At 70.8% G+C, this 25,974-nt stretch carries 26 protein-coding genes; 15 read left to right on the top strand and 11 right to left on the bottom strand.

Annotation, left to right across the window (positions count from 1 at the left end):
- Positions 1–144 precede the first annotated feature (144 nt).
- Positions 145–3,006, top strand: coding sequence for an excinuclease ABC subunit UvrA (gene uvrA / locus J2Z33_RS09050; RefSeq protein WP_209840058.1), 2,862 nt, complete (start codon positions 145–147; stop codon positions 3,004–3,006).
- A gap of 4 nt (positions 3,007–3,010) precedes the next feature.
- On the opposite strand, the gene J2Z33_RS09055 is transcribed toward uvrA, so the two are convergent.
- The 3 genes from J2Z33_RS09055 to J2Z33_RS09065 all read right to left on the bottom strand — a co-directional run bounded on the left by J2Z33_RS09055 (position 3,011) and on the right by J2Z33_RS09065 (position 5,564).
- On the bottom strand, positions 3,011–3,214 hold the full coding sequence (locus J2Z33_RS09055; RefSeq protein ID WP_209840060.1) for a YgaP family membrane protein: 204 nt from the start codon (positions 3,212–3,214) through the stop codon (positions 3,011–3,013).
- Positions 3,215–3,296: 82 nt separating this feature from the next.
- Complete coding sequence (locus J2Z33_RS09060) at positions 3,297–3,968, bottom strand: Crp/Fnr family transcriptional regulator (protein ID WP_209840062.1); 672 nt, start codon at positions 3,966–3,968, stop codon at positions 3,297–3,299.
- Between the two features lie 96 nt (positions 3,969–4,064).
- The gene (locus J2Z33_RS09065; RefSeq protein ID WP_209840063.1) at positions 4,065–5,564 is read right to left on the bottom strand and encodes a CoA-acylating methylmalonate-semialdehyde dehydrogenase; all 1,500 of its coding nucleotides are present in this window, start codon (positions 5,562–5,564) and stop codon (positions 4,065–4,067) included.
- A gap of 92 nt (positions 5,565–5,656) precedes the next feature.
- Between J2Z33_RS09065 and J2Z33_RS09070 the strand changes: the two genes are divergently transcribed.
- The 3 genes from J2Z33_RS09070 to coaD are packed head-to-tail and all read left to right on the top strand — an operon-like array spanning position 5,657 to position 7,539.
- Positions 5,657–6,574 (top strand): LysR family transcriptional regulator, encoded by a 918-nt coding sequence (locus J2Z33_RS09070; protein WP_209840065.1) that lies wholly within the window; start codon positions 5,657–5,659, stop codon positions 6,572–6,574.
- A gap of 18 nt (positions 6,575–6,592) precedes the next feature.
- Positions 6,593–7,027 (top strand): CBS domain-containing protein, encoded by a 435-nt coding sequence (locus J2Z33_RS09075; RefSeq protein WP_209840067.1) that lies wholly within the window; start codon positions 6,593–6,595, stop codon positions 7,025–7,027.
- Positions 7,027–7,539, top strand: coding sequence for a pantetheine-phosphate adenylyltransferase (gene coaD, locus J2Z33_RS09080; RefSeq protein WP_209840069.1), 513 nt, complete (start codon positions 7,027–7,029; stop codon positions 7,537–7,539). Before J2Z33_RS09075 ends, coaD begins: the two co-directional genes overlap by 1 nt.
- A 61-nt stretch (positions 7,540–7,600) precedes the next feature.
- Here the strand turns inward: coaD and J2Z33_RS09085 are convergent, their stop codons facing one another.
- On the bottom strand, positions 7,601–7,759 hold the full coding sequence (locus tag J2Z33_RS09085; protein ID WP_209840071.1) for a hypothetical protein: 159 nt from the start codon (positions 7,757–7,759) through the stop codon (positions 7,601–7,603).
- Between the two features lie 206 nt (positions 7,760–7,965).
- Between J2Z33_RS09085 and J2Z33_RS09090 the strand changes: the two genes are divergently transcribed.
- Positions 7,966–9,057: a L,D-transpeptidase family protein gene (locus J2Z33_RS09090; protein WP_245218721.1), complete on the top strand. Its 1,092-nt coding sequence runs from the start codon at positions 7,966–7,968 to the stop codon at positions 9,055–9,057.
- Positions 9,058–9,112: 55 nt separating this feature from the next.
- On the opposite strand, the gene gap is transcribed toward J2Z33_RS09090, so the two are convergent.
- The gene (gene gap, locus J2Z33_RS09095) at positions 9,113–10,135 is read right to left on the bottom strand and encodes a type I glyceraldehyde-3-phosphate dehydrogenase (protein WP_209840075.1); all 1,023 of its coding nucleotides are present in this window, start codon (positions 10,133–10,135) and stop codon (positions 9,113–9,115) included.
- Positions 10,136–10,251: 116 nt separating this feature from the next.
- Positions 10,252–12,261, bottom strand: coding sequence for a transketolase (gene tkt / locus J2Z33_RS09100; RefSeq protein WP_209840077.1), 2,010 nt, complete (start codon positions 12,259–12,261; stop codon positions 10,252–10,254).
- A gap of 194 nt (positions 12,262–12,455) precedes the next feature.
- On the opposite strand from tkt, the gene J2Z33_RS09105 reads away from it, so the two are divergent.
- Together J2Z33_RS09105 and J2Z33_RS09110 are read left to right on the top strand one after the other, a co-directional pair.
- A complete protein-coding gene (locus J2Z33_RS09105; protein WP_245218722.1) occupies positions 12,456–12,812 on the top strand; it encodes a hypothetical protein in 357 nt (118 codons plus the stop codon).
- A complete protein-coding gene (locus J2Z33_RS09110; protein ID WP_209840079.1) occupies positions 12,812–13,249 on the top strand; it encodes a cell division protein ZapA in 438 nt (145 codons plus the stop codon). The genes J2Z33_RS09105 and J2Z33_RS09110 overlap by 1 nt, the downstream gene beginning before the upstream one ends.
- An 18-nt stretch (positions 13,250–13,267) precedes the next feature.
- Here the strand turns inward: J2Z33_RS09110 and J2Z33_RS09115 are convergent, their stop codons facing one another.
- The 5 genes from J2Z33_RS09115 to J2Z33_RS09135 form a co-directional block, all read right to left on the bottom strand.
- Positions 13,268–13,930, bottom strand: coding sequence for a hypothetical protein (locus J2Z33_RS09115; RefSeq protein ID WP_209840080.1), 663 nt, complete (start codon positions 13,928–13,930; stop codon positions 13,268–13,270).
- Positions 13,931–14,132: 202 nt separating this feature from the next.
- A complete protein-coding gene (gene grxD / locus J2Z33_RS09120; protein WP_209840082.1) occupies positions 14,133–14,504 on the bottom strand; it encodes a Grx4 family monothiol glutaredoxin in 372 nt (123 codons plus the stop codon).
- A gap of 10 nt (positions 14,505–14,514) precedes the next feature.
- Positions 14,515–14,757 carry a BolA/IbaG family iron-sulfur metabolism protein gene (locus J2Z33_RS09125; protein WP_209840084.1) on the bottom strand — a complete coding sequence of 81 codons (243 nt, stop codon included), beginning with the start codon at positions 14,755–14,757 and terminating at the stop codon, positions 14,515–14,517.
- 152 nt (positions 14,758–14,909) lie between these two features.
- Positions 14,910–17,069: a phosphoribosylformylglycinamidine synthase subunit PurL gene (gene purL / locus J2Z33_RS09130; RefSeq protein WP_209840086.1), complete on the bottom strand. Its 2,160-nt coding sequence runs from the start codon at positions 17,067–17,069 to the stop codon at positions 14,910–14,912.
- 274 nt (positions 17,070–17,343) lie between these two features.
- Positions 17,344–18,243 (bottom strand): LysR family transcriptional regulator, encoded by a 900-nt coding sequence (locus J2Z33_RS09135; RefSeq protein WP_209840190.1) that lies wholly within the window; start codon positions 18,241–18,243, stop codon positions 17,344–17,346.
- A 251-nt stretch (positions 18,244–18,494) separates the two neighbouring features.
- On the opposite strand from J2Z33_RS09135, the gene J2Z33_RS09140 reads away from it, so the two are divergent.
- The 8 genes from J2Z33_RS09140 to J2Z33_RS09175 all read left to right on the top strand — a co-directional run bounded on the left by J2Z33_RS09140 (position 18,495) and on the right by J2Z33_RS09175 (position 25,912).
- The gene (locus J2Z33_RS09140; protein WP_209840088.1) at positions 18,495–19,307 is read left to right on the top strand and encodes a glutamate racemase; all 813 of its coding nucleotides are present in this window, start codon (positions 18,495–18,497) and stop codon (positions 19,305–19,307) included.
- Positions 19,304–20,413: a DUF2171 domain-containing protein gene (locus J2Z33_RS18685; RefSeq protein ID WP_209840091.1), complete on the top strand. Its 1,110-nt coding sequence runs from the start codon at positions 19,304–19,306 to the stop codon at positions 20,411–20,413. The genes J2Z33_RS09140 and J2Z33_RS18685 overlap by 4 nt, the downstream gene beginning before the upstream one ends.
- A gap of 106 nt (positions 20,414–20,519) precedes the next feature.
- Positions 20,520–21,545, top strand: a complete 1,026-nt coding sequence (gene argC / locus J2Z33_RS09150) for an N-acetyl-gamma-glutamyl-phosphate reductase (RefSeq protein ID WP_209840093.1) — start codon at positions 20,520–20,522, stop codon at positions 21,543–21,545.
- Positions 21,546–21,557: 12 nt separating this feature from the next.
- Positions 21,558–22,037 (top strand): cytochrome c maturation protein CcmE, encoded by a 480-nt coding sequence (ccmE, locus tag J2Z33_RS09155; protein WP_209840095.1) that lies wholly within the window; start codon positions 21,558–21,560, stop codon positions 22,035–22,037.
- Between the two features lie 273 nt (positions 22,038–22,310).
- A complete protein-coding gene (locus J2Z33_RS09160; protein ID WP_209840096.1) occupies positions 22,311–22,922 on the top strand; it encodes a holin-associated N-acetylmuramidase in 612 nt (203 codons plus the stop codon).
- A complete protein-coding gene (locus J2Z33_RS09165) occupies positions 22,913–23,446 on the top strand; it encodes a 3TM-type holin (RefSeq protein WP_209840098.1) in 534 nt (177 codons plus the stop codon). The genes J2Z33_RS09160 and J2Z33_RS09165 overlap by 10 nt, the downstream gene beginning before the upstream one ends.
- Positions 23,447–23,504: 58 nt before the next feature.
- Positions 23,505–25,466 carry a heme lyase CcmF/NrfE family subunit gene (locus tag J2Z33_RS09170; RefSeq protein WP_209840191.1) on the top strand — a complete coding sequence of 654 codons (1,962 nt, stop codon included), beginning with the start codon at positions 23,505–23,507 and terminating at the stop codon, positions 25,464–25,466.
- Positions 25,463–25,912: a cytochrome c-type biogenesis protein gene (locus J2Z33_RS09175; RefSeq protein ID WP_209840100.1), complete on the top strand. Its 450-nt coding sequence runs from the start codon at positions 25,463–25,465 to the stop codon at positions 25,910–25,912. The genes J2Z33_RS09170 and J2Z33_RS09175 overlap by 4 nt, the downstream gene beginning before the upstream one ends.
- The last annotated feature ends 62 nt before the right edge of the window (positions 25,913–25,974 follow it).

A 25,974-nucleotide genomic window follows, 5' to 3' on the forward strand; every position in this document is an offset into this window, starting at 1 on the left:
TTCGGTTCGGCGCTCCTGGGGCAGATCGTCCCGCTCCGCCGCCTTCGCCCGTCGCGGAGTCCTGTTCCGCAAAAGTTCCGCCATCCCGCTTGGCCCGGCCGGACGTTTCCGCTATGTAACCGCGTCCCTCCAGGAGGCGCAGGCATGGCCGAGCAGAAGTTCATCGAGGTGCGGGGCGCCCGCGAGCACAACCTCAAGAACATCGACGTCAACATCCCCCGCGACGAGCTGGTGGTCATCACCGGCCTGTCGGGCTCCGGCAAGTCGAGCCTCGCCTTCGACACCATCTACGCCGAGGGCCAGCGCCGCTACGTCGAATCGCTGTCGGCCTACGCCCGGCAGTTCCTCGACATGATGGAGAAGCCGGACGTGGACCACATCAGTGGCCTCTCGCCCGCCATCTCCATCGAGCAGAAGACGACTTCCAAGAACCCCCGCTCCACCGTCGGCACGGTGACGGAGATCTACGACTACCTGCGCCTCCTGTTCGCCCGCGCCGGGACCCCCTACAGCCCGGCGACCGGCCTGCCCATCGAGGCGCAGCAGGTGCAGGACATGGTGGACCGCGTCATGTCCATGCCCGAAGGGACACGCGGCTTCCTCCTTGCGCCCTTCGTGCGGGACCGGAAGGGCGAATACCGCAAGGAGTTCCTCGACCTCCGCAAGCAGGGCTTTCAGCGCGTCAAGGTGGATGGGGTCTTCCACGAGATCGAGGACGTGCCCGCGCTCGACAAGAAGCTGCGCCACGACATCGACGTGGTGGTGGACCGCATTGTCGTGCGCGCCGGCCTGGAGACGCGGCTCGCCGACAGCTTCCGCACCGCGCTCGACCTCGCCGACGGCATCGCCATCCTGGAGACCGCCCCCGCAGAGGGGGAGCCCGAGCGCATCACCTTCAGCGAGAAGTTCGCCTGCCCCGTCTCGGGCTTCACCATCCCCGAGATCGAGCCGCGGCTGTTCTCGTTCAACGCGCCCTATGGCGCCTGCCCGGTCTGCGACGGCCTCGGGGCCGAGCTGTTCTTCGACGAGCGGCTGGTCGTGCCGGACGTGACGCGCAAGCTGAACCAGGGCGCCATCGCCCCTTGGGCCAAGTCGAAGTCGCCCTATTCCACCCAGACCGTCGAGGCGCTGTCCAAGCATTACGGCTTCGAGAGGACGGCCCGCTGGAAGGACCTCCCTGAACCGGCGAAGGAGGCGATCCTGCGCGGCTCGGGCGAGGAGGAGATCGTCTTCCGCTACGACGAGGGCGGGCGCGTCTATCAGGTGCGCCGCCCCTTCGAGGGCGTGATCCCCAACATGGAGCGCCGGTTCAAGGAGACCGACTCGGCCTGGGTGCGCGAGGAGTTCGAGCAGTATCAGAACGAACGCCCCTGCCATGCCTGCGGTGGCTTCCGGCTGAAGCCCGAGGCGCTGGCGGTGAAGATTGGCGGGCTCCACGCGGGTCAGGTCGTTCAGATGTCGATCCGCGCGGCCCATGACTGGGTGCAGACGGTCCCCGACGCCCTCTCGAAGCAGAAGAACGAGATCGCCCGCGCCATCCTCAAGGAGATCCGCGAGCGGCTGGGCTTCCTTAACAACGTCGGCCTCGAATACCTGACGCTGTCGCGCAACGCCGGGACCCTCTCCGGGGGCGAGAGCCAGCGCATCCGCCTCGCGTCGCAGATCGGCTCGGGCCTGACCGGCGTGCTCTACGTGCTCGACGAGCCGTCGATCGGCCTGCACCAGCGCGACAACGACCGTCTGCTCGCGACGCTGCGCTCCCTGCGCGATCAGGGCAACACCGTCATCGTCGTGGAGCACGACGAGGACGCGATCCGCACGGCCGATTACGTTTTCGACATCGGCCCCGGCGCTGGGGTGCATGGCGGCGAGGTCGTGGCCCATGGCACGCCCGCCGAGATCGCGGCCAACCCGGACTCGATGACTGGCCAATACCTGTCCGGCCGCCGCGCCATCCCCGTCCGCTCGGACCAGCGGCGCCCCGGCAACGGCAAGACGCTGACGGTGGTCAAGGCGACCGGCAACAACCTCAAGGACGTCACCGCCGAGTTCCCGCTGGGCAGGTTCGTTTGCGTGACCGGCGTCTCGGGCGGCGGCAAGTCCACGCTGACCATCGAGACGCTCTACAAGAACGCCGCGATGAAGCTGAACGGCGCGCGCGAGACGCCTGCGCCGTGCGAGACGATCACCGGCTTCGAGCACCTCGACAAGGTCATCGACATCGACCAGCGTCCCATCGGGCGCACGCCTCGATCCAACCCGGCGACCTATGTCGGCGCTTTCACGCCCATCCGCGACTGGTTCGCCGGCCTGCCCGAGAGCCTCGCGCGCGGCTACAAGTCCGGGCGCTTCAGCTTCAACGTCAAGGGCGGGCGCTGCGAGGCCTGCCAGGGCGACGGCGTCATCAAGATCGAGATGCACTTCCTCCCCGACGTCTACGTGACCTGCGAGACCTGCAAGGGCAAGCGCTACAACCGCGAGACGCTGGAGGTCCTGCACAAGGGCAAGAGCATCGCCGACGTGCTCGACATGACCGTGGAGGACGCGCAGGAGTTCTTCCGCGCCGTCCCGTCGATCCGCGAGAAGATGGACGCCTTGGTCCGCGTGGGCCTGGGCTACGTCAAGGTCGGCCAGCAGGCGACGACGCTCTCGGGTGGCGAGGCGCAGCGGGTGAAGCTGTCGAAGGAGTTGAGCAGGCGGAGCACGGGCCGCACGCTCTACATCCTCGACGAGCCGACGACGGGCCTTCACTTCGAGGACGTGAGGAAGCTCTTGGAGGTGCTGCACGAACTGGTGGACCAGGGCAACACCGTCGTGGTGATCGAACACAACCTCGACGTGGTGAAGACCGCCGACTGGGTGATCGACATCGGCCCCGAGGGTGGCGACGGCGGCGGCCGCATCGTCGCCACCGGCACCCCGGAGGAGGTCGCGGCCGACGCCGACAGCCACACCGGTCACTACCTCAAGCCGTTGCTGGACTCGCGCAAGGTCGCGGCCGAATAGGCCGTCACCGCTTCATCGGGCAGGTGGAAAGCCCGAGGAGCGAATAGACCGGGCAGCTCCGCACCAGCCCGGTGAGGAGCGGGACGATGCCGATCAGGTAGAGCCAGCGCCAGCCTGCGTCCGGGTTCAGGATGAAGCCCAGGAGCAGGCCCAGGCCTAGGACGATCCGAAGGGCCCGGTCCGCCGGGCCGACATTGGTCTTGAGCATCGTGATAACCCTTTTCGAAAGGCCGCGACCTGCGACCATGCGGAAAGCGTAGGCGCGGCACGTGGGCCAGTCTGTGACTTGGTCACGCAAGATCCTCCGCCGCCGCGAGCCGGCGCAGCGCGGCCGCGTCCCGAAGGTGCACCTGACCCCGGTCCGTCGCCACCCAGCCGCGCCGGGCGAAGCCGTCCAAGCGGCGCGACACCACCTCGCGCGCCGTTCCGACGCGGGTCGCCAACTCGGCCTGCGTCGCCCGCACCTCGTCCCCTTCGGCCATCGCGAGCAGCGCGGCGGCCAGCCGGCTTTCGACGCGCTGGAAGGCCACCCGTTCAAGGAGCCGGAGCAACTCCTGCATCCGCGCCCCGAAGGCACCGAAGACGAAGGCGCGGAACGGGGGCGCCTCGTCCATCAGGCGCAGGAACAGCCCGCGCGGGATGAGCGCCACCTCGGCGGGTTCCGCCGCGACGGCCTCGCCCGCGTAGTCCTCGCCGCCCAGAAGGCTCAGGGTAGTCTGCACGCAGCTCTGCCCGGGCTCGACCGAGTAGAGGAGGATCTCGCGGCCCGTGGGCCCGGTCAGGAAGACGTCGATGCGGCCGGACAGGACCACGACGAAGCCCCGCGCCGACTGGCCGGGCCGGAAGAGGACCGTTCCGCGTTCGACCGCCGCCGATGGCAGCGCCCCCAACTCACGCTCCGCCCAGGGCGGAAGGTGCAGGAGCCCGGCCCGTCGGGTCCAGGCAGGGGGGCTGGGCGGCATGGCGCCTCCGGCATGGCAACGCCCCCAGCAAAGCCGAGGGCGCCACTGAACGCAACAACCCTATGGGCCGGTCGGTTCATCCCCGTGCGAGCCGGATCACTCCATCTGACGGAAGTTCAGCGCCGCGCCTTCCTTGATCCCCGAGGGCCAGCGCGAGGTGATGGTCTTGGTCCGCGTGTAGAAGCGGAACGAGTCCGGCCCGTGCTGGTTCAGGTCGCCGAAGGCCGACTTCTTCCAGCCGCCGAAGGTGTGGTAGGCCAGCGGCACCGGGATCGGCACGTTGATGCCGATCATGCCGACGTTCACCCGCGCCGCGAAGTCGCGCGCCGTGTCGCCGTCCCGCGTGTAGATCGCCGTGCCGTTGCCGTATTCGTGGCTCATGGCGAGGTCCAGCGCCTCCTCGTAGGTCTTGGCGCGCACCGTGGACAGCACCGGCCCGAAGATCTCCTTGCGGTAGATGTCCATCTCGGGCGTCACCCGGTCGAACAGGTGCGGCCCGACGAAGAACCCGTCCTCGTAGCCCTGGAGCTTGAAGCCGCGCCCGTCCACGACCAACTCGGCGCCCTGCGCGACGCCCGTCTCGATCAGCGCCAGGATGTTCTGCTTGGCGGCGGCGGTGACGACGGGGCCGTAGTCCACGTCCTTGCCGCCGGTGTAGGGGCCGACCTTCAGCTTCTCGATGCGCGGAACCAGCTTCTCGATCAGCCGGTCGGCCGTCTCCTCGCCCACCGGCACCGCGACCGAGATCGCCATGCAGCGCTCCCCGGCGGCCCCATAGCCCGCGCCCACCAGCGCGTCGGCCGCCTGATCCAGATCGGCGTCGGGCATGACGATCATGTGGTTCTTGGCGCCGCCGAAGGCCTGCACGCGCTTGCCGTTCGCCGCGCCGCGCCCGTAGATGTATTGCGCGATCGGCGTCGATCCCACGAAGCCCACCGCCTGGATCTCGGGATGGTCGAGGATGGCGTCCACCGCCGCCTTGTCGCCATTGACGACCTGAAGGATGCCCTTGGGCAGCCCCGCTTCCTCCATCAGCTCGGCCAGCATCATCGGCACCGTCGGCGCGCGCTCGGACGGCTTGAGGATGAAGGCGTTGCCGCAGGCGATGGCGGGCGCGAACATCCACATCGGGATCATGGCCGGGAAGTTGAAGGGCGTGATGCCGGCGCAGACGCCCAGCGCCTGCCGCATCGAATACATGTCGATGCCGGGGCCGGCGCCGTCGGTGAACTCGCCCTTCAGCAGGTGCGGCGCGCCGACGCAGAACTCCACGACCTCCAGGCCCCGCTGCACGTCGCCCGCCGCGTCGGGCAGCGTCTTGCCATGTTCGCGCGACAGCGCCTCGGCCAGCTTGTCCATGTCGCGGTTCAGCAGCGCGACCATCTTCATCATTACCCGCGCCCGGCGCTGCGGGTTCACGGCGGCCCACTTGGGCTGCGCCGCGGCGGCGAGGCGGACCGCCTGATCCATCTCCTCGACCGAGGCCAGCGGCACGCGCGCCTGCACCTCGCCGGTGGCGGGGTTGAACACGTCGGAGAAGCGGCCCGAAGTGCCCTTCACGTGCTCGCCGTTGATGTAATGGGTCAGTTCCTGCATCTTGTCCTCCCAAGGGCGTTGACGGTTCTCTATCCTTGCGGTTTTCAGGGGAGAAGGACCAACTTCCCAATATCTTCATGCAGGAATGCAGGATGCTCGACTGGGACGACATGCGCGTGTTCCTGGGCGTGGCCCGCGCCCGCAGCCTGTCCGGCGCGGCCCCCGGTCTCCGGATGGACCCGGCCACCGTCGGCCGCCGCATCGCCCGGCTGGAGGAGGCGCTGGGCGCGACACTGTTCCTCAAAAGTCAGCAGGGCTACGCGCTGACCGACCTCGGCGGGCGGCTCCAGGCGCGGGCGGAGGAGGCGGAGGAGGCCATGCGCCTCGCGGTGGAGGAAGGGCAGGGGGCCTCGCAGGGCCTCACGGGGCAGGTGCGGATCGGGGCGCCGGACGGCTGCGCGAACTTCCTGTTGCCGCAGGTGGCCGCCCGCATCCAGGCCGGGAACCCGGGGCTCGAGATCCAGATCCTCGCACTCCCCCGCGTGGTGAACCTGTCCCGGCGCGAGGCCGACATGGCCATCACGGTCAGCCCCCCCGACGCGGGCCGGCTGACCGTGCAGAAGATGACCGACTACCGTCTCCACCTCGCGCAGCGGAGGGACGCGCCTCCCGTCGCCACGCTGGACGACCTCCGGGGGCGCCCCGTCGTCGGCTATATCCAGGACATGATCTTCGACCGCGCTCTCGACTATCTGGGCGAACTGGGCCTTGGCCCCGTCACCCTCGCCTCCAACTCCGTGCCGGTGCAGCTCCAGCTCCTCCGGCAGGGCGGCGTGGGCGTCGTCCACGACTTCGCGCTGCCCTTCGCGCCCGAGCTGCGCCGGGTGCTCACCGAGGAGGTCAGCCTGCGCCGCGCCTTCTACCTCGTGCGCCACGACGCCGACCGGCGAAGCGAACGGATGGCCCGCCTCGCGGCGGCGCTCAGCCAGGGCCTGCGCGAGGAGGTGGCGCGACTGGAATGCCTCGCCGCCTTGACAGAGGGCCCCGGCCACACGACCCTTGACTCATAGGCAACCAGGGAGGCCGCCATGCTCGTGAGACAGATCCTCAGGTCCAAGGGCAACGACGCGGTGCTGACGATCCGCCCCGACGCCACCGTGGCCGATGCCGCCCGCCTCCTGTCGGAACGGCGGATCGGCTGCCTCGTGGTCAGCCGCGACGGCGCGATGCTCGAAGGCATCATCTCCGAGCGGGACATCGTCCGCGAGATGGGGATGCGCGGGGTCGGCTGCTTCCAGGAGACGGTGGCCGAGATGATGACCCGCGAGGTCGTCACCTGCTCCTGCGACGATCAGGCGACCGACGTGGTGACGCAGATGACCGAAGGGCGCTTCCGCCACCTGCCGGTGTTGGACGGGGGCCGCATGATCGGCCTCATCTCCATCGGCGACGTGGTGAAGGCTCGCCTGTCCGAGCTTTCCATGGAAAAGGATGCCCTGGAGGGGATGATCACGGGGCGCTGATGCGAATCGGACTTTATCCGGGCACCTTCGACCCGGTGACGCTGGGCCACACGGACATCATCCGCCGGGCCTGCGTGCTGGTGGACCGCCTCGTGATCGGGGTGGCGATCAACCGCGACAAGGGTCCGCTCTTCCCACTGGAGGAGCGGGTCGCGCTGATCGAGGGAGAGATCGGCGCCATCGCCGCCGAGCGGGCGACCGAGATCGTCGTCCATCCCTTCGAGAACCTGCTGATCGACTGCGCGCGCGACGTGGGCGCGGGCATCATCATCCGCGGACTGCGGGCCGTGACGGACTTCGAATACGAATTCCAGATGGTCGGGATGAACCGGACGCTCGACGACTCGATCGAGACGGTGTTTCTCATGGCCGAGGCCCGGCACCAGGCCATCGCCTCCAAGCTGGTCAAGGAGATCGCCCGGCTGGGCGGCGACATCTCCCGCTTCGTGCCGCCGGCGGTCCATGCGGCGGTCACGCGGCGACTGGCTCGGGGGGAGAAGCCCGGAAAATGAGAAGGCCGCCCAGGGGCGGCCTTGAAGCGGCATGGCGCGTCGGAAAGCGAGGCGAGAGGCCTCAGCCGTAGACGGCTTGGTGGGCCAGACGCTCGGCGTCGCCAGGATAGATGGCGAGGTCGTCGGCCAGGTAGGAAGGCACTCCGCGAAGTTCGGCAAGCGTGCGACGGTAAGCGGCACGCTTCTCCATCGCGGAACGGAGTCGCGTGAAGAGGGTCATGATCGTCCTCGGGTCAAGCCGGGTGGACCATCCGCCCGGTAATCCCCATATGGGTGATGCTGCGCTGCGGCACCACCGACGATCGGTCCCGGCCGCCATGCGCGCGCTGCATATCTTTTCAGCCAAGGCGTCACGATATGGCCATAATGAACGAACAAAGGGTCGCGCTGGCGCGTTGGACCGGCATTCCTGTTGCGGAGCCCCTGTTGCCTTCTCTCCGAATCACGCTCCTCGGCCTTGCCGTCGTGGCCGCGCCAGCCTCGGCGCAGAACCTCCTGGCCTCCGAGGCGGCGCTGCCCGCCCCGCTGGCGCAGCAGCCCTTCGTGACTCCCCCGCCCCCGCCCATGTCGCCGCCCATCTTGCCCCCCGTGGCGACCGTGGTCCGGCCCTCCGCGCCGGGCGGCCTCGCGCCTGAGGCGATCGAGGCCGCGACCTATGAGGGGGGCGACCTGCCCTCCGACCGCTCGGCCCTGACCGTCAAGGTGCAGGTGCTGCTCGACCGCGCCGGGATATCGCCAGGGGTGATCGACGGCCGCCGGGGCGGGATGTCCGAAAGCGCCATCCGCGCCTTCGAGGAGCGCGAGGGCCTGCCGGTGGACGGCATCTTCGACTTCGCGGTCTGGGCGGCGCTCGATGGTCCCTTCGCCGGGCCGGTGACCCGCGCCTACACGGTTGCGCCCCAGGACCTCGCCAACCTCGCGCCCGGCCTGCCCTCGGACTACGCCGAGCTCGCCGCGCTTCCTTGGCTCGGCTACCAGCGCGTGACCGAGATGCTGGCCGAGCGGTTCCACATGGACGAAGACTTCCTCCTCGACCTCAACCCCGGCGCGACCTTCCAGCCCGGCGAGACGATCACCGTCGCCGACCCGGGCGAGTTCCAGGCGGGCGAGGTGACGCGGATCGAGGTTCGCAAGGGGGAAAGCCGCCTCGCCGCCTACGACGCCACGGGGCGCATGGTCGCGAATTATCCGGTGACCGTCGGCTCGACCGACACCCCCTCGCCCGAAGGCGTCGTGGAGGTCACCGCCATCGCCCACCTGCCGACCTACCACTACAGCCCCGACAACTTCGTCCAGGGCGAGAACCTGCAACCGCTGACCCTGCCGCCCGGACCCAACGGCCCCGTGGGCTCCGTCTGGATCGACCTGTCCAGGCCCTCCTACGGCCTCCACGGCACGCCCGAGCCCTCCACGCTCTTCCGCCGCAACAGCCACGGCTGCGTGCGCCTGTCGAACTGGGACGCCGAGGAACTGGCGAGCCTCGTGCGCGTCGGTGCGACCGTCACCTTCCTCGACTGAAACGCCAAGGGCCGCCCCAAGGGGCGGCCCCGCGTTCCCGACCAAAGGCCGGATCTCAGATCAGCTTGCCCATGGCGACGGCCGTATCGCTCATGCGGTTCGAGAAGCCCCATTCGTTGTCGTACCAGGACAGGATGCGGACGAAGTTGCCCGCCATGACCTTGGTCTGGTCCATATGGAACACCGACGAATGCGGGTCGTGGTTGAAATCCGAGGACACCAGCTTCTCGTTGGTATAGCCGAGGATGCCCTTCAGCTTCCCATCCGCCGCCGCCTTGATCGCGGCGTTGATCTCCTCGACCGAGGTATCGCGCTTGGCGACGAACTTGAAGTCCACGACCGACACGTTGGGCGTCGGCACGCGGATCGAGGTCCCGTCGAGCTTGCCGTTCAGGTCGGGCAGCACCTTGCCCACCGCCTTGGCCGCGCCGGTGGTGGTCGGGATCATCGACAGCGCCGCCGCGCGGGCGCGGTAAAGGTCCTTGTGCAGCGTGTCGAGCGTCGGCTGGTCGCCGGTGTAGCTGTGGATCGTGGTCATGAAGCCGTGGTCGATCCCCACGGCCTCGTTGAGCACGTAGGCGACCGGCGCGAGGCAGTTCGTCGTGCAGGAGGCGTTCGACACCACGTGGTCGTCAGGGGTGAGCTGATCGTCGTTCACGCCGAAGACGATGGTCTTGACGGCGCGGTCGGTCGCCCATTCCTCGCCCGACACCGGGGCCGAGACGAGCACCCGCTTGGAGCCGTTCTGAAGGTGCAGCGCCGCCTTGGGGCCGTCGGTGAAGATGCCCGTGCATTCGAGCGCGATGTCCACGCCATCCCACGGCAGCTTCGCCGGGTCGCGCTCGGCGCTGACGCGGATCGGCCCGCGGCCCACGTCGATGCTGTCGGCGGTGGTGGTCACGGTGCCGGGGAAGCGCCCATGGACCGAGTCGTAACGGATCAGGTGCGCGTTCGTCTCCACGGGCCCGAGGTCGTTGATGGCGACCACCTCGATGTCGGTGCGGCCCGACTCGATGATGGCGCGCAGCACGTTGCGCCCGATCCGGCCGAAGCCGTTGATTGCCACCTTGACCGCCATGACCATCCTCCTGTGCGTGGCGCACGCGCGCCGTCGGGCGGCAACATGGCGATTTCGGGGGGAAGGTCAACCGACCGTGACGGGCCGGGACCCGAAGGCCCCGGCCCGTCGGCGCCTCAGAGCAGCGAGCGCGCGACTCCCGCCACGTTGGCGGCAGTGATGCCGAACTGCTCGTACAGCACCTCGGCCGGGGCCGAGGCGCCGAAGCTCGACATCCCCACGAAGGCCGACTTCGCCTCGCGTCCGCCCTGGCCCAGCAGCCAGCGGTCCCAGGGCTGGCGCACGCCCGCCTCGACGGCCACCCGCACGGTGCCGGGCGGCAGCACGCGGCGGCGCACCCGCTCGTCCTGCGCGGCGAACAGCTCCATCGACGGCATCGACACGACCCGCGTGCCGATCCCTTCCGCCTCCAGCGCCTCGCGCGCGGCGAGCGCGATCTCCACCTCCGACCCGGTGGCGATCAGCACCACCTGCCGCTTGGCCGTGGCCTCCACCAGCACATAGGCCCCCTGCGCCGTGAGGTTCTTGTTCGTGTGCTCCGTCCGCGCGGGCCGAAGGTTCTGCCGCGACAGCGCCAGCACCGAGGGGCCGGGCTGCGTCAACGCCAGTTCCCAGGCCTCGGCGGTCTCCACCGTGTCGGCGGGGCGGAACACCCGCAGCCCCGGCGTCGCCCGCAGCATCGCCAGATGCTCGACCGGCTGGTGGGTCGGCCCATCCTCGCCCAGCCCGATGGAATCGTGGGTGAAGACATAGACCACCTTCGCCCCCATCAGCGCCGAGAGCCGCACCGAGGGGCGGCAGTAGTCGGCGAAGCACAGGAACGTGCCGCCATAGGGCACCAGTCCCCCGTGCAGCGCGATCCCGTTCATCGCGGCGGCCATTCCATGCTCGCGGATGCCGTAATGGACATACCGGCCCTTGCGGTTGCCCGGTTCGAACACGCCCAGATCCGCCGTCCGGGTGTTGTTCGACCCCGTCAGGTCCGCCGATCCGCCCAGCGTCTCGGGCATGATGGCGTTGACCGCCTCCAGCACGATCTCCGATGACTTCCGGGTGGCCACGGCCTTGCCGCCGATGGCCGCCGTCTTCACGTCGCGGATCGCGCCGGCCAGCTTGCGCGGCGGCTCCCCGGCCGCGACGCGGCGGATCTCGGCCTGACGGGAGGCGGGCAGGGCGGCGACCCGTTCCTCCCACTCGGCGCGCGCTTGCGCCCCGCGTTGCCCCATCTGCTCCCAGCGCGCCTTGATGTCGGCGGGGATGTCGAAGGCCCCATGCTCCCAGCCATAGACCTCGCGCGTGTCGGCGATCAGCTTGGCGTCGGTGAGAGCGCCGTGCCCCTTGGCGGTGTCCTGCGCCGACGAGCCCAGCGCGATATGCGTCTTGCAGGCGATCATCGACGGGCGCGGATCGGCCTTGGCCGCCGTCAGCGCGGCGTCGATGGCCTGGGGATCATGCCCGTCGATGGCCTGCACGTGCCAGCCCGAGGCCGCGAAGCGCGCGCCCTGGTCGGTGGCGTCGGCGATCGACACCTTGCCGTCGATGGTGATGCCGTTGTCGTCGAACAGCACGATGAGGCGCCCAAGCTGCTGCCGGCCCGCCAGCGCGATGGCCTCCTGGCTCACGCCCTCCATCAGGCAGCCGTCGCCGGCGATGACATAGGTGTGGTGGTCCATGACCTTCGCGCCGAACCGCGCCCGCAGCGCCTCCTCGGCGATGGCAAAGCCCACGGCGTTGGCGATCCCCTGGCCCAGCGGCCCGGTGGTCGTCTCGACGCCCGCCGTGTGGTGCACCTCCGGGTGCCCCGGCGTGCGCGAGCCCCATTGGCGGAAGTCCTTCACCTGCTCCAGCGTCATGTCCGGGTAGCCGGTCAGGTAAAGGAGCGAATAGATCAGCATCGACCCGTGCCCCGCCGACAGGATGAAGCGGTCGCGGTCGGGCCAGAACGGCGCCTTGGGGTCGAAGCGCAGGTGCCTGTCGAACAGCACGGTGGCCACGTCGGCCATGCCCATCGGCATCCCCGAATGGCCCGAGTTGGCCTGTGCCACGGCGTCCAGCGTCAGGGTGCGGATCGCGGCGGCCAGCCGCCAATGCTCGAAATGGGCGTTGCGCAGGCTCGCGATGTCCATGCTGGTCCTCTCCTCCGGGGTGCCCGCTTCCCTTACCAGCGTGAGGGGCAAGATCAAGCACGGCCGCCAAGCCGTTCGGGCAAAAGGGACTCGCGCGATTGCGGGCTGCGCGGGATTCCCCTAGTCTCCCTTCGACGGCGCGCGGCGGCTCGGCCAACGGGCTCCGCCGTCCCGGCAGAACAAGCGGGGGACGCATGGACGAACCGGACGGATCGGGCGATCTGGGGGACCTGCTCGAGGCGCGGCGACGCATCGTCGCCGCCTTCGAGGGGATCGCGAACGGCGCCGAGGCCCTGGCCGCCCGCGCCGACATCGCCCGCGAGGTCGAGGGCCTGCGCGCCGCCCTGGAGGAGGAGCGCATGGCCAACGCCCAACTGGAGGAGCGCGTCCGCGCCCTGCGCGATCGCGAGAACGCCCGCCTCGCCCTGGAGGAGGAGGCCCGGCGCCTGCGCGCCGAGGTCACGGCCCTCCGCGCCGCCCGTGCCGCCGAGCAGGGGGAGCTCGATGCGGTCCTTGACGAGCTCATCCCCCTGGTCGAGGAGGCGGGCTGATGCCGCAGGTCGAGATCGTCATAGGAGGCCGCAGCTTCGAGGTCGCCTGCCAGCCCGGCGAGGAGCCCTATCTCCGTTCCGCCGCCGCCATGCTGGACGCCGAGGCCTCCTCGCTCTCCGAGCACATGGGGCGGATGCCCGAGGGCAAGATGCTGCTGATGGCCGGGCTGCTGCTCGCCGACAAGACCACCGGCCTGGAGGAGCGCCTGCGCGAATCCGAGGCCCGCGCCGCCGAGCTGGAGGCCCGCGTCAAGGCCGGGCCCGAGCGGATCGAGATTCCCGTGGAGGTGCCGGTCGAGGTCCGGGTCGAGGTGCCGGTGATCCCCGCCGAGGTGCGCGAGCTCTTCGCCGAGGTCGCCGACGAGGCCGACGCCCTGTCCCACGCCGTTCGCCAGCTCCTCCCCGAGGCCGCGCGCGAGCCCGCGCCGACGACCTGAGCCTTCCTCCGGGTCCGGTCAGCCGGGCCCGATCAGCCGCGCGAGGTCGAGCGCCAGGTCCGCGAAGGCCTCCATCGGCTCCGCCCGGTCCAGAGGGTGCCGCAGCCGCAACCGCATCCCCTCGGGCGTGAGGATCAGCACCGGTATGCCCCGGGGGCCATTCATGGCAGGCCGCCACGCCGCCATCGCGCGGGCGAGGTCCGGGAGGTCCACGCGCCGCGCCGGGTCGGCGTCCGCCAGCGCCGCGACCCCCGACGGCGCCGCCACCGGCGCCAGCCCCAGGCTCAGGCGGCCGACCTTCCGGCCCAGCAGGTCCCGCAAGGCCCTCTCGCGCCGGACGGGCTCCAGGGCGGGCAGCTCGCCCGGGTGCGCCAGCACGATCAGCGTGCCGCCGGTCCAGCGCGGCTCCTCGGTCTCGAACTCGGTGACGGCCTCGCCCAGCGGCCCGTCCTTGGGCCGGACCTCCACCGTCCAGGGATGCCCGCCCCGGGGCGCGAGCCGCAGCGTCCCCGCCCGGCCCAGCCGCTCCCCCGTCTCGGTCAGCGCCCAGCCCCGCCGCGCCGCCAGCGCCTGCATCGCGTCCCGCCGCGCCGCGTCGAGCTGCGCGCGCCAGAACTGCAACGTGCCGCCCACCGCTCCCGCGAAGGCCAGCGACAGGAGGACGTTCAGGAGGAGCGACATGGGTCCGGCCCGGCCGATACGACCCCGCCAGCCGCCCCGCCGGGCTGTTGGCAGCCGCGAGGCGCGGAAGGCGGGCTGGGGCGCAAGTCGTTGGTCCAGGAGCAGGGAAGCCGTCGCCCACAGCTAAGCACGACGCTTCGGCGCGCGCCTAGCGGCTCCGGCCACGGCCCCGCGCCGACTGTTGCAAATCCGCCAGGGGCCGTCAGGCGTTGGCCGACCGGATCTCCTCGGCCTTGGCCTTGTCGTAGGCCACGCCCTTCTGCTCGAACAACGCGTCCAGCTCCCCCGACAGCGTCATCTCGGTGACGATGTCGCAGCCGCCCACGAACTCGCCCTTCACGTAAAGCTGCGGGATGGTCGGCCAGTCCGAGAAGTCCTTGATCCCTTGCCGGATCTCCGGGTCGGCCAGCACGTTCACGTCCGCGAACTCGACGCCCATGTAGTTGAGCACCCCCGCCACGCGGGAGGAGAAGCCGCATTGCGGCATCGCCTTGGTGCCCTTCATGAAGAGCACGACGTCGTTCGATTGGACGGTCTCGCGGATCTGGTCCTGCGCGGTCGTGGTGGTGGTCATGGGCAAATCCTCACTCGGGGGCCTTGGTGGTCAGCGCGAGGGCATGGAGCTCGCCGCTCGGCCCGTCCATGCGGCCCTTCAGCGCGGCATAGACGGCACGCTGCTGCTGCACGCGGTTCAGGCCGCGAAAGCTCTCGTCCACGACCTCGGCGGCGTAGTGGTTCCCGTCCCCGGCAAGGTCGGTGATGCTGATGCGCGCCTGCGGAAAGGCGGCGCGGATCAGGGCCTCGATGTCGTGGGCTTGCATGGCCATGGGCAGGGGTCCTCGTGCGTTCGTCCCAATGTAGGAGGGGGCCGGAGCCGTCGCAAGCGGGGGAGGGCGGGCTTCCGGGCCACCGTCGCACGGTGGGGTGAAACCCCAGCATCCGACCGTGCCGCCCAGGACCAGCCGCGGACGGCGGCGGCCTACGCCACCGCCGCCTCGAACGCCCCCCGCCACAGTCCCACCAGCTCCGCCATCGGGGCCGCCTCCGCCCCCAGCCGCAGCTCGCCCCCGCCGATCCGTCCGACGACGGCCGCCGCCACCGCGTCTTCGGCCGCCGCCGACAGCACGCCCGCCACGTCCTCGGGCGCGACCACCAGCAGGTAGCGTGCCTGGTCCTCCCCGAACAGCGTGGGCACGTCCCCCGCCTCCAGCGTCACGCCCAGCCCCGCCGCCTCCGCCATCTCGAACGCCGCGAGCGCCAGCCCCCCATCGGCGAGGTCCGTCGCCGCCCGCACCAGCGGACGCACCCGCAGCACCAGCTCGCCCGCGCGCCGCTCCGCGCCCAGGTCCACCGGCGGCGCGTCCCCCGCCTCGACCCCCAGCGCCGCCAGCAGCGCCGACTGCCCCAGGTGCCCCCGCGTCTCGCCCACCAGCACCAGCGCGTCGCCCTCGCGCGCCGGCCCGCCGATCATCTCATCCAGCGACGCCAGCAGCCCGACCCCACCGATGGTCGGCGTCGGCAGGATGCCGCTCCCGTCCGTCTCGTTGTAAAGGCTCACGTTCCCCGACACGATGGGGAAATCCAGCGCCCGGCAGGCCTCGCCGATCCCCTGGATCGCGCCCACGAACTGCCCCATGATCTCGGGCTTCTCGGGGTTGCCGAAATTGAGGTTGTCCGTCGCCGCCAGGGGCCGCGCGCCCACGGCCACGAGGTTCCGCCACGCCTCGGCCACCGCCTGCCGGCCGCCCTCGACCGGGTTCGCCTTGACGTAGCGCGGCGTCACGTCCGACGTGAAGGCCACCGCCTTGCCGGTCCCATGCACCCGCACGATCCCCGCGCCCATCCCCGGCCGCCGCAGCGTGTCCGCTCCCACCTGGCTGTCGTATTGCTCCCAGACCCAGCCCTTGTGCGCGTGGTTCGGGTCCGCCAGCAGCGCCTGCAGCGCCTCCACGGCCCCGATCTCCGGCACCTCCGGCACCTCGGTCGCGGGCACGGTCGGCACCCAGGGCCGATCGTACTCCGGCGCGCTCGACGACAGTTGCGACAGTGGCAGGTCCGCCTTCACCTCGCCGTCCAGCAGGATCAGGAACCGGTCCTCCGGGATCGTCTCGCCGACGATGGCGAAGTCGAGATCCCACTTCTCGAAGATCGCCCGCGCCTCGGCCTCCTTCTCGGGCTTCAGCACCATGAGCATCCGCTCCTGGCTTTCGGACAGCATCATCTCGTAGGCGGTCATCCCCGCCTCGCGCACCGGCACGGCGTCAAGGTCGAGCCGGATGCCCAGCCCCCCCTTATCCCCCATCTCCACCGCCGAGCAGGTCAGCCCCGCCGCCCCCATGTCCTGAATGGAAATGACGGCCCCGGAGGCCATCAGCTCCATGCAGGCCTCCATGAGCCGCTTCTCGGTGAAGGGGTCGCCGACCTGCACGGTCGGGCGCTTCTCCTCGATGGTGTCGTCGAACTCGGCGCTCGCCATGGTCGCGCCGCCCACGCCGTCGCGCCCGGTCTTGGCGCCGAGATAGACGACCGGCATCCCCACGCCCGACGCCGCCGAATAGAAGATCGCGTCCGTCCGCGCCAACCCGGCCGCGAAGGCGTTCACGAGGCAGTTGCCGTTGTAGGCCCGGTGGAACCGCACCTCGCCGCCGACCGTCGGCACACCGAACGCGTTGCCGTAGCCGCCCACGCCCTCCACGACGCCCGCCAGCAGCCGCCTGGTCTTGGGATGCGACGGCTCCCCGAAGGACAGCGCGTTCATCGCCGCGATGGGCCGCGCGCCCATGGTGAACACGTCCCGCAGGATGCCGCCCACCCCCGTCGCCGCGCCCTGGTAGGGCTCGATGTAGGAGGGGTGGTTGTGGCTCTCCATCTTGAACACCAGCGCGTCGCCGTCGCCCAGGTCCACGACGCCCGCGTTCTCGCCCGGCCCGCAGATGACCTGCGGCCCGGAGGTCGGCAGCGTCCGCAGCCACCTCTTCGACGACTTGTAGGAGCAATGCTCGTTCCACATGGCCGAGAAGATGCCCAGCTCCGTGAAGGTCGGCTGACGCCCGATGATCCCCAGCAGCCGCTCGTATTCCTCGGGCCTGATCCCGTGGGAGGCCACGAGTTCGGGCGTGATCTCGGGTTCGGGGCGCATGGGGACCTCCAGGACAGGGCTGCTGGCGGCCGTTTAGGGTCTCCCGCGCGCGGGCGGAAGGGCAAGGGCCGCCGCGAATCGCCCGCGCGGCCAAAAAAAAGCCGGGCACGATGGCCCGGCTAAGTCCAACAGGGAGGTTGAAGATGATGAGCGCGAGGCATCACCGCCTTCGACTGCCCAAATAGGAGGCGGAACGCGGATCGGCAAGGCGCGGGCGCGACCGCTGACGTCAAAGCCGCCATGCGTCTCCCGCATGACACACCTTGCGGTTGCGTCAGGCGGCGTCGCGGATGCGGCGGCGGTGGGCGATCACCTCCTCCTGCACGAAGTCGCGGAAGGCGGCCACGCGCTTGGACTGCCGCAGCTCCTCGGGATAGGCGAGGAACACCGGCACCTCGTTCGATTCCACGTCCGGCAGCACCCGCGTCAGCGTCGGGAAGTCCTCGGTGATGTAGTCGGGGATCAGCCCCACGCCGAGGTCGTTCAGCGTCGCCTGCAACACCCCGAAATAGTTGTTGATCGTCAGCAGGCTCTGCGGCTCGTGGCTCAGCAGGAGCTGCGCCAGCCCCGCCCCCGCCGCCACCTGCGCCGAGGTCGGCCCCTGCGTGATGACCCGGTGCCTGGCGACATCCTCCAGCGTCTCCAGGGGCGGCGACCGCTCCAGATAGGCGTGGGACGCATAAAGCCCTATGCGGATGCCCATGAGCTTCTTGCGGATCAGGTCGGCCTGCGACGGCTCCTTCATGCGGATGGCCACGTCGGCCTCGCGCATCGGCAGGTCCAGCACCCGCTCCTCCAGCATCAGGTCGATCTTCAGGTCGGGATACCGCTCGTAGAGCTTGGGCAACCGGGGCGCGAGCCAGATGGTCCCGAAGGCCAGCGTCGTCGTCACCCGCAGGTCGCCGAACACCTCCTCCTCGCTGTCGCGGATGCGCGCCGCGGCGGCCTCCAGGCGCTTGTTCATCGACCGCGTGGCCTCGAACAGCAGCTCCCCCTGCTCAGTCAGGATCAGCCCCCGCGCGTGGCGGTGGAACAGCGTGGTGTTCAGGCTCTCCTCCAGGGCGCGGATCTGCCGGCTCACGGCCGACTGGCTCAGGTGAAGGCTGTCGCCGGCATGGGTCAGGCTCCCCGCGTCGGCAACCGCATGGAAGATGCGAAGCTTGTCCCAATCCATCATCGGCGTCAGGTCCCGGCCTTCCTTTTCGTGCGACGTTACCATCGCAGCTATGTCGTCCGTGCGACAAACGCAAAGGTGCCTTGCGATTTTCGCGCAACCGCGTCCGCCGCGCCTCCCTTATCGTTCGCGCCCCGCCGCCCGATCGCGCATCGCGCGCAGGCAAGCGGGCGATGGATTTCCCCCGCGACTCCGCTTAAGCCCTGCCCCCAGGGCCACGACCCGGCCCGCTTAGGGACCGGAGGGACGCGATGGCGGTGGGCATCTTCGACAGCGGCTTGGGCGGCCTCACGGTCTGGGACGCGGTGCACCGCCGCCTGCCGGACCTGCCGCTGGTCTACTTCGGCGACAACGCCCACGCCCCCTACGGCGTCCGCGACGCCGACGACATCTTCCGCCTGACCACCTCCGCCGCCCAGCGGCTCTTCGACGCCGGCTGCGACCTCGTGATCCTCGCCTGCAACACCGCCTCCGCCGCCGCGCTGCGCCGGATGCAGGACTCCTGGGTTCCCCGCGACAAGCGCGTGCTCGGCGTCTTCGTCCCGCTGATCGAGGCGCTGACCGAGCGCCAGTGGGGCGACAACTCCCCCCCGCGCGAGGTGGCCGTGAAGCACGTCGCGCTCTTCGCCACCCCCGCCACCGTCGCCTCCCGCGCCTTCCAGCGCGAGCTGGCCTTCCGCGCCATCGGCGTGGACGTGGAGGCGCAGGCCTGCGGCGGCGTCGTGGACGCCATCGAGGAGGGCGACATGATCCTCGCCGAGGCCCTCGTCCGCTCCCACGTGGACGCGCTCAAGCGCAAGATGCCCGACCCCGACGCCGCCATCCTCGGCTGCACCCACTACCCGCTGATGGAGCAGGCCTTCCAGGCCGCCCTCGGCCCGCAGGTCAAGGTCTTCTCCCAGGCGAACCTCGTGGCCGAGAGCCTCGCCGACTACCTCCGCCGCCATCCCGCCATGGTCGGCCCCGGCACCGAATCGCTGTTCCTGACCACCGGCAAGCCGCGCCAGGTCTCCGACCGCGCCACCCAGTTCCTCCGCCAGAGCATCGACTTCCAGCCCGCGTGAGCGCGCCCCGCGCCAGCCGCCGTCCCCTCCAGGCCGCCGGCCTCCTGCTGGCCTGGGCCGCCGTCACCCTCCTGTTCGGGGCGCCCCTGCCCGAGGGGGCCTCCGTCGCCGACCTGATCTCGCGCGAGGTCGCCCGCCAGCTCGTCGCCGCCTCGCTCCTGCTGGCGCTGGCTTGGGCGGGCCTGCGCTGGCGGGGGATCGGCGGCGGCCCGCCCAGGCCGGGCTGGCTCCGGCTCTGCTGGCTGCCCGGGCTCTACCTCCTGCTCTTCGCCGGAATCGGCGCGGCGCAGGGCCTTCCCCCGGCCCCGGTCGTCGCGATCCTCCTCGTCAACACCGTCCTCGTCGGCTTCTCCGAGGAGGTGATGTTCCGGGGCTTCCTCTACTCGGGCCTGCGCGACCGCCTGCGGCCCTGGCCCGCGATCTGGGCCGTCACCCTCCTGTTCGGCGCGCTGCACACGCTGAACGCGCTCGTCACCGGGCACCTCCTCGACGCCCTCCAGCAGAGCGGCAACGCCACGCTGATCGGCCTCGCCCTCCTGGCGATCCGGCTCCGCACGGGCTCGATCTGGCCCGCCGTCCTCGTCCATGCCTCCTGGGACTTCGGCCTCCTGCTCCTGGCGCAGGCCAGCGGCCCGCCGCCCCCGGACCTCCAGCTGTCGCTCGCGCAGCGGGCGCTGGCCACGCTCCCCATCCTGCCCCTCGGCCTTTGGGGACTCTGGCTGCTGCGCGGCGTCGGGCGCGACGGCGACGGCCTCGGCCCCCCGGCGCGCCGATGGCACCAAACCGCGCCGGCCCGCGTTGGGGGGCAGGCCGCACGGTCGGTCATGCAGCAAGGAGTTCGAACAATGGCGGATGCGAGCCAGATCAGGGAGCACGCCGAGGTGATCGGCGCCGACGGCGTCCATATCGGCACCGTGGACAAGGTCGAGGGCGACCGGATCAAGCTGACCAAGCAGGACAGCGGCCTGGGCCACACGGACCACCACCACTACCTGCCGCTCGGTCTCGTGGCCGAGGTCGAGGGCGACACGGTTCGGCTGTCCGCCAACGCCGCCGTGGCCGCCGAGATGTTCGAGGAGGAGGAGGACGGCAAGCCGCTCGACTGAGCGCTCGCCCCGATCCCACCACATCCCGACGCTCCGCGACACCCTGCGCCGTTGCGCGGCGCGGGGTGAAAGCCTATGTGCCCCCGTGACTTCACGGGGGATTTCCATGACCGCCAACGTCGCCATCCTCGGCGCCTCGGGCTACACGGGGGCCGAGCTGGTTCGCCTCCTCGCCACCCATCCGGGGATGCGGATCGCCGCGCTGACCGCCGACCGCAAGGCGGGGCAGCCCATGGCGCAGGTCTTCCCCCACCTCCGCCACCTCGACCTCCCCACCCTTTCCACCATCGAGCAGGTGGACTTCGCAGGCCTCGACCTCGCCTTCGTCGCCCTTCCGCACGGCCTCTCCCAGGCGCTCGTCCGCGACCTCCCCCCGACCCTCAAGGTCGTGGACCTCGGCGCCGACTTCCGCCTGACGCCCGAAGGCTACAAGTCCTGGTATGGCGCCGACCACGTTGCCCCCGATCTCCAGGAGGAGGCCGTCTACGGCCTGACGGAGTTCTACCGCGACCGCATCCGCACCGCCCGCCTCGTCGCCGGGACCGGCTGCAACGCCGCCACCGTCCAGTTCGCCCTTCGCCCCCTGATCGAATCGAAGCTGATCGACCTCGACGACATCGTCTGCGACCTCAAGAACGGCGTCTCCGGCGCGGGCCGCTCCCTCAAGGAGAACATGCTCTTCGCCGAACGGAGCGAGGACGTGGCCGGCTACTCCCAGGGCGGCAAGCACCGCCACCTGGGCGAGTTCGACCAAGAGTTCTCGCGGCTGGCGGGGCGCGAGGTCCGCATCCTCTTCACCCCGCATTTGATCCCGATCAATCGCGGCATCCTCGCCTCGTGCTACGTGAAGGGCGATCCGCAGGCGATTCACGCCGCGCTCGCCGCGCGCTACGCCCCGGAGCCGTTCTGCGTCGTCCTTCCGTATGGGGAGCTTCCCGCCATGTCCCACGTCCAGGGCTCCAACTTCGTCCACCTGGGCGTGACGGGCGACCGCGTGGCGGGCCGCACCCTCGTCGTCGCGACGCTCGACAACCTCAACAAGGGCTCCTCCGGCCAGGCGCTCCAGAACGCGAACCTCATGCTGGGCCGCCCCGAAACCGAGGGGCTGCTCCTCGCCCCCATCTTCCCGTAAGGCTTCCCCGCCATGATGCCCCTCAAGAAGAAGCGCCGCATCCAGGTCATCGTGCTGGCCGCGGCCGCGCTCGCGCTCTCGACCGGCCTGATCGGCTACGCGATGCAGGACGGCATCAACTTCTTCCGCTCGCCCACCCAGATCGCGGCCGAACCGCCCGCGCCCAACGAGGTGTTCCGCATCGGCGGCCTCGTCGAGGACGGCACCCTCGTGCGCGGGCAGGGCGAGACGATCACCTTCCGCGTCACCGACGGCGGCGCCTCGATCCCGGTCAGCTACAAGGGCGTCCTCCCCGACCTGTTCGAGGAAGGGCAGGGCATGGTCGGCCAGGGCCGCTACGTGGACGGCACCTTCCAGGCGACCGAGATCCTGGCCAAGCACGACGAATCCTATATGCCCAAGGAGGTCGTGGACGCCCTCAAGGAGCAGGGGGTCTATGTCGATCCCAACGCCCCCGAGGCCGGGCACCAGCCCGCGCCCGTGACGAACTAAGGGCAGCCTCCGACCGGTTCGGGTCTCCGTGGGGCGGGCCGTCCGCCCGCCACGCGTCCTCGGCCAACGGCGCTGGCTTCGCAAACGGAGCGCGGCGGGGTGAACCCCGACCTGCGACCGATCCAGCCTCTCAGGATCACGCCCCTGATTCGCCCTCCGGCAAATCCCCGAAAGGGTGTTGCGCGAAGTGGGTGCTGAGCGCTCGTTGCTGTCGGACGGCATTAATCCTTGGATGCGATTCTGTCCCCCACGCGCAACCAGAAGGGGGACCCCATGCCGACCGTCGAATCCATTGCCCGAGAGATCGTCGCCCGCGAGGGCGGCTGGTCCGACCACCCCGCCGATCCCGGCGGCGCCACCAACCACGGCGTCACCCTCGGCACGCTCCGCCGCCTGCGGCTCGACCTCGACCGCGACGGCCGCGTGACCGAGGCCGACCTGCGGCGCCTGACGCCCGCCGACGCGGCGGCGATCTTCGTGCGCCACTACTTCCACGGCCCGCGCCTCCACGAGCTGCCCGAGGCGCTGCACCCGTCCGTGTTCGACATGCAGGTGAACGCCGGGGCGCAGGCCATTCGCATCCTGCAACGGCTCCTGACCGAGATGGGCCACCCCTGCGCCGTCGATGGCGTGCTGGGTCCCAAGACCATCGCCGCCGCCCACGCCGCCGCCAGGGCCGCGCCGGGCCACATCGTGGACGCCTACGGCATCGCCCGGCGCAACTACTATTACGCGCTGGCCGACGCCCGCCCGGCCTCTCGTCCGTTCTGCCGCCGCCGCGACGGCGGCAAGGGCGGCTGGATCACCCGCGCCGAATCGTTCATCGCCCCCCGCTACCGCCTCACCGACGCGGAGCATCGCGAAAGGACCGCCCAATGGCACTGATGTCCAACCCCCTCCGCTGGGTCACGGGCGCGGGGCTGACCGGGGCCGAGGCGCTCGACCACGCCGAGCGCCTGGCCCGCGCGGCCCAGGCCTCCGGGCTGCCGCCCGCCGTCGGCCGGCTCGACCGCCGCCCTCGCGCCGCCTTCGACCGGCTGGTGGACGCGCTGAACCGCCTGCCGCGCCCGCTGTCGGTGCTGGGCACGCTCGCCCTCCTCGGCGCGGCGCTGGCCGCCCCCGACTGGTTCGCCGCCCGCATGGAGGCGCTGGCCCGGATGCCCGAGGGGCTCTGGTGGCTGATCGGCGCGGTGCTGTCGCTGCACTTCGGCTCGCGCGTGCAGGCCCACGCGCAGGAGTTCCGCCGCGAGGTCCTCGCCGCGACGCTCCCGGCACCCGAACCCGAGCCCGCCGCCACGGCCCGCACCCCCGCCATCGCCGAGCCCGGCCCCGACGCCCGGCTCACCCTGTCCACGCTCGCGCCGGGGGCCAACGCCGCCCTCGCCGACTGGCGCGCGGGCCGGGCGTGACAATCGGCCCCGGCCGCCCTCGCTTGGCGGACCGGGGCCCCGAATGTATATGGACACCATGCTGATCGAGCTCGGACACTTCGCCCTCATCCTCGCCTTCGGGACGGCCCTCCTGCAGGCGGTCGTGCCGCTCGTCGGCGCGCAGAAGGGCTGGCGCAACTGGATGGAGACGGCGGCCCCGGCCGCGACGGCGCAGTTCCTGCTGATCGCCTTCTCCTTCGTCGCGCTGTCCTGGGCCTTCCTGGCCTCGGATTTCTCGGTGCTGCTGGTGGTGGAGAACTCGCACTCCGCCAAGCCCTGGCTCTACAAGCTCACCGGCGTCTGGGGCAACCACGAGGGGTCGATGCTCCTCTGGGTGCTGATCCTGTCGGGCTTCGGCGCCGCCGCCGCCGTCTGGGGCACGAACCTGCCCCTGCCGCTCAAGGCGCGCGTCCTCGCGGTGCAGGCGGCGATCGGCGTGGCCTTCCTGGCCTTCGTCCTCTTCACCTCCAACCCCTTCCTGCGGCTCGACGTGGCGCCGATGGACGGCCGCGACCTGAACCCGCTGCTCCAGGATCCCGGCCTCGCCTTCCACCCGCCGTTCCTCTACCTGGGCTACGTGGGCCTCTCGATGGCCTTCTCCTTCGCCGTCGCCGCGCTGCTGGAGGGCAAGGTCGATGCCGCCTGGGCGCGCTGGGTCCGCCCCTGGACGCTCGCCGCCTGGATGTTCCTGACCGTCGGCATCGCGCTCGGCTCCTGGTGGGCCTACTACGAATTGGGCTGGGGCGGCTTCTGGTTCTGGGACCCGGTCGAGAACGCGAGCCTGATGCCCTGGCTCTTCGCCGCCGCGCTCCTCCACTCCGCCATCGTGGTCGAGAAGCGCGAGGCGCTCAAGAGCTGGACCATCCTGCTCGCCATCCTCGCCTTCGGCTTCTCGCTGCTCGGCACCTTCATCGTCCGCTCGGGCGTCATCACCTCCGTCCACGCCTTCGCCATGGACCCGGAGCGGGGCGTCTTCATCCTCGCGATCCTCGCGGTCTTCGTCGGCGGCGCGCTCACCCTCTACGCCGCCCGCGCGAGCGCGATGGAGGCCAAGGGCGTCTTCGGCATGGTCAGCCGCGAGGCCGGGCTGGTGCTGAACAACATCCTCCTTGCCGTCTCGGCCCTCGTGGTCTTCGTCGGCACCGTCTGGCCGCTGGTCGCGCAGATGCTCCTGGGCCGCACCCTGTCGGTCGGCGCGCCCTTCTTCGAGGCCGCCTTCACCCCCTTCATGGTCGCCATCGCCGTGGCCCTGCCCCTGGGCAGCCTCCTCGCCTGGAAGCGCGGCGACCTTGGCCGCGCCCTGCGCCTGCTCCTCCCGGCGCTGGTCCTGTCCTTCGCCTTGGCCGGGCTCGCCTGGTCCTTCGGGACGGGACGCTCGATCCTGGCGCCCGTGGGCACGGCGCTCGGAGCCTGGATCATCGCCGGCGCGGCGCTGGACCTGTGGCAGCGCACCGGCCGCTCGGGCGCGTCGCGCCTCCTGCGGCTCCCCCGCGCCGACTGGGGCAAGGCGGTGGCCCATGCCGGCCTCGGCGTGACGATCCTCGGCGTCTCGCTCCTCCTCGCCTGGCAGCAGGAGGACATCCGCACCGCCTCCCTGGGCGAGACCTTCCGCGTCGGCGCCTACGACCTCACGCTCAACGGCGTGGACGACGTGCCGGGCCCGAACTACCGCAGCCTCATGGCCGACGTGACGGTGGCCCGCGATGGCCAGGAGGTCGCGCGCCTCCATCCCGAGAAACGCTTCTACCCCGTCGCCGCCATGCCGACGACCGAGGCCGCGATCCAGAACGGGTTCCTCCGGGACATCTACGTGGTGATCGGCGACCCGCAGGACGATGGCGGCTATGCGGTGCGGACCTACATCAAGCCCTTCGCCAACTGGATCTGGGGCGGGTCCATCCTGATGGCCCTGGGTGGGCTCCTGTCCCTGTCGGACCGCCGCCTGCGCGTCGCCGCCGGCGCGGCCAAGGCCCCCCGGGCCGCGGTGGCCGCCGAATGATCCGGGCGCTCCTCCTCGCGCTCCTCCTTGCGCCCACGGCGACCTTCGCCGTGGAGCCCGACGAGGTGCTGGCCGACCCCGTCCTCGAGGCGCGGGCGCGCGACCTGTCCGCCGGCCTGCGCTGCCCGGTCTGCCGCAACGAGTCCATCGACGAATCCCACGCCGAGGTCGCCCGCGACATCCGCCTCCTTGTGCGGGAAAGGCTCCTGGCCGGCGACAGCGACGACCAGGTTCTCGCGGCGGTGGTCGCCCGCTACGGCGAATACATCCTCCTCCGCCCCACGGCGGACGGAGCGAACCTGATCCTCTGGCTCGCCGGTCCGTCAATGCTCCTCGCGGGCCTCGGGATCGGCTGGGCCGTGGTGCGTGGCCGCAGCGCCGCGCCCGAGGGCGACGACCTCTCCGTCGAGGAGAAGGCCCGGCTGGACGACCTCCTCAGCCGCTGACGCTTCGTCGGCACAAGGCAAAAGGGCCGCCCCGAAGGGCGACCCCGATCGTGTGCAGGACC

The organism is Rubellimicrobium aerolatum, from assembly GCF_017872975.1.
GTDB lineage: Bacteria > Pseudomonadota > Alphaproteobacteria > Rhodobacterales > Rhodobacteraceae > Rubellimicrobium > Rubellimicrobium aerolatum.

Bases quoted from the DNA above. Each gene is read 5' to 3' on its own strand.
- uvrA (WP_209840058.1), top strand. From the start codon at position 145: ATGGCCGAGCAGAAGTTCATCGAGGTGCGGGGCGCCCGCGAGCACAAC.
- J2Z33_RS09055 (WP_209840060.1), bottom strand. From the start codon at position 3,214: ATGCTCAAGACCAATGTCGGCCCGGCGGACCGGGCCCTTCGGATCGTC.
- J2Z33_RS09060 (WP_209840062.1), bottom strand. From the start codon at position 3,968: ATGCCGCCCAGCCCCCCTGCCTGGACCCGACGGGCCGGGCTCCTGCAC.
- J2Z33_RS09065 (WP_209840063.1), bottom strand. From the start codon at position 5,564: ATGCAGGAACTGACCCATTACATCAACGGCGAGCACGTGAAGGGCACT.
- J2Z33_RS09070 (WP_209840065.1), top strand. From the start codon at position 5,657: ATGCTCGACTGGGACGACATGCGCGTGTTCCTGGGCGTGGCCCGCGCC.
- J2Z33_RS09075 (WP_209840067.1), top strand. From the start codon at position 6,593: ATGCTCGTGAGACAGATCCTCAGGTCCAAGGGCAACGACGCGGTGCTG.
- coaD (WP_209840069.1), top strand. From the start codon at position 7,027: ATGCGAATCGGACTTTATCCGGGCACCTTCGACCCGGTGACGCTGGGC.
- J2Z33_RS09085 (WP_209840071.1), bottom strand. From the start codon at position 7,759: ATGACCCTCTTCACGCGACTCCGTTCCGCGATGGAGAAGCGTGCCGCT.
- gap (WP_209840075.1), bottom strand. From the start codon at position 10,135: ATGGCGGTCAAGGTGGCAATCAACGGCTTCGGCCGGATCGGGCGCAAC.
- tkt (WP_209840077.1), bottom strand. From the start codon at position 12,261: ATGGACATCGCGAGCCTGCGCAACGCCCATTTCGAGCATTGGCGGCTG.
- J2Z33_RS09105 (WP_245218722.1), top strand. From the start codon at position 12,456: ATGGACGAACCGGACGGATCGGGCGATCTGGGGGACCTGCTCGAGGCG.
- J2Z33_RS09110 (WP_209840079.1), top strand. From the start codon at position 12,812: ATGCCGCAGGTCGAGATCGTCATAGGAGGCCGCAGCTTCGAGGTCGCC.
- J2Z33_RS09115 (WP_209840080.1), bottom strand. From the start codon at position 13,930: ATGTCGCTCCTCCTGAACGTCCTCCTGTCGCTGGCCTTCGCGGGAGCG.
- grxD (WP_209840082.1), bottom strand. From the start codon at position 14,504: ATGACCACCACCACGACCGCGCAGGACCAGATCCGCGAGACCGTCCAA.
- J2Z33_RS09125 (WP_209840084.1), bottom strand. From the start codon at position 14,757: ATGGCCATGCAAGCCCACGACATCGAGGCCCTGATCCGCGCCGCCTTT.
- purL (WP_209840086.1), bottom strand. From the start codon at position 17,069: ATGCGCCCCGAACCCGAGATCACGCCCGAACTCGTGGCCTCCCACGGG.
- J2Z33_RS09135 (WP_209840190.1), bottom strand. From the start codon at position 18,243: ATGGATTGGGACAAGCTTCGCATCTTCCATGCGGTTGCCGACGCGGGG.
- J2Z33_RS09140 (WP_209840088.1), top strand. From the start codon at position 18,495: ATGGCGGTGGGCATCTTCGACAGCGGCTTGGGCGGCCTCACGGTCTGG.
- argC (WP_209840093.1), top strand. From the start codon at position 20,520: ATGACCGCCAACGTCGCCATCCTCGGCGCCTCGGGCTACACGGGGGCC.
- ccmE (WP_209840095.1), top strand. From the start codon at position 21,558: ATGATGCCCCTCAAGAAGAAGCGCCGCATCCAGGTCATCGTGCTGGCC.
- J2Z33_RS09160 (WP_209840096.1), top strand. From the start codon at position 22,311: ATGCCGACCGTCGAATCCATTGCCCGAGAGATCGTCGCCCGCGAGGGC.
- J2Z33_RS09165 (WP_209840098.1), top strand. From the start codon at position 22,913: ATGGCACTGATGTCCAACCCCCTCCGCTGGGTCACGGGCGCGGGGCTG.
- J2Z33_RS09170 (WP_209840191.1), top strand. From the start codon at position 23,505: ATGCTGATCGAGCTCGGACACTTCGCCCTCATCCTCGCCTTCGGGACG.
- J2Z33_RS09175 (WP_209840100.1), top strand. From the start codon at position 25,463: ATGATCCGGGCGCTCCTCCTCGCGCTCCTCCTTGCGCCCACGGCGACC.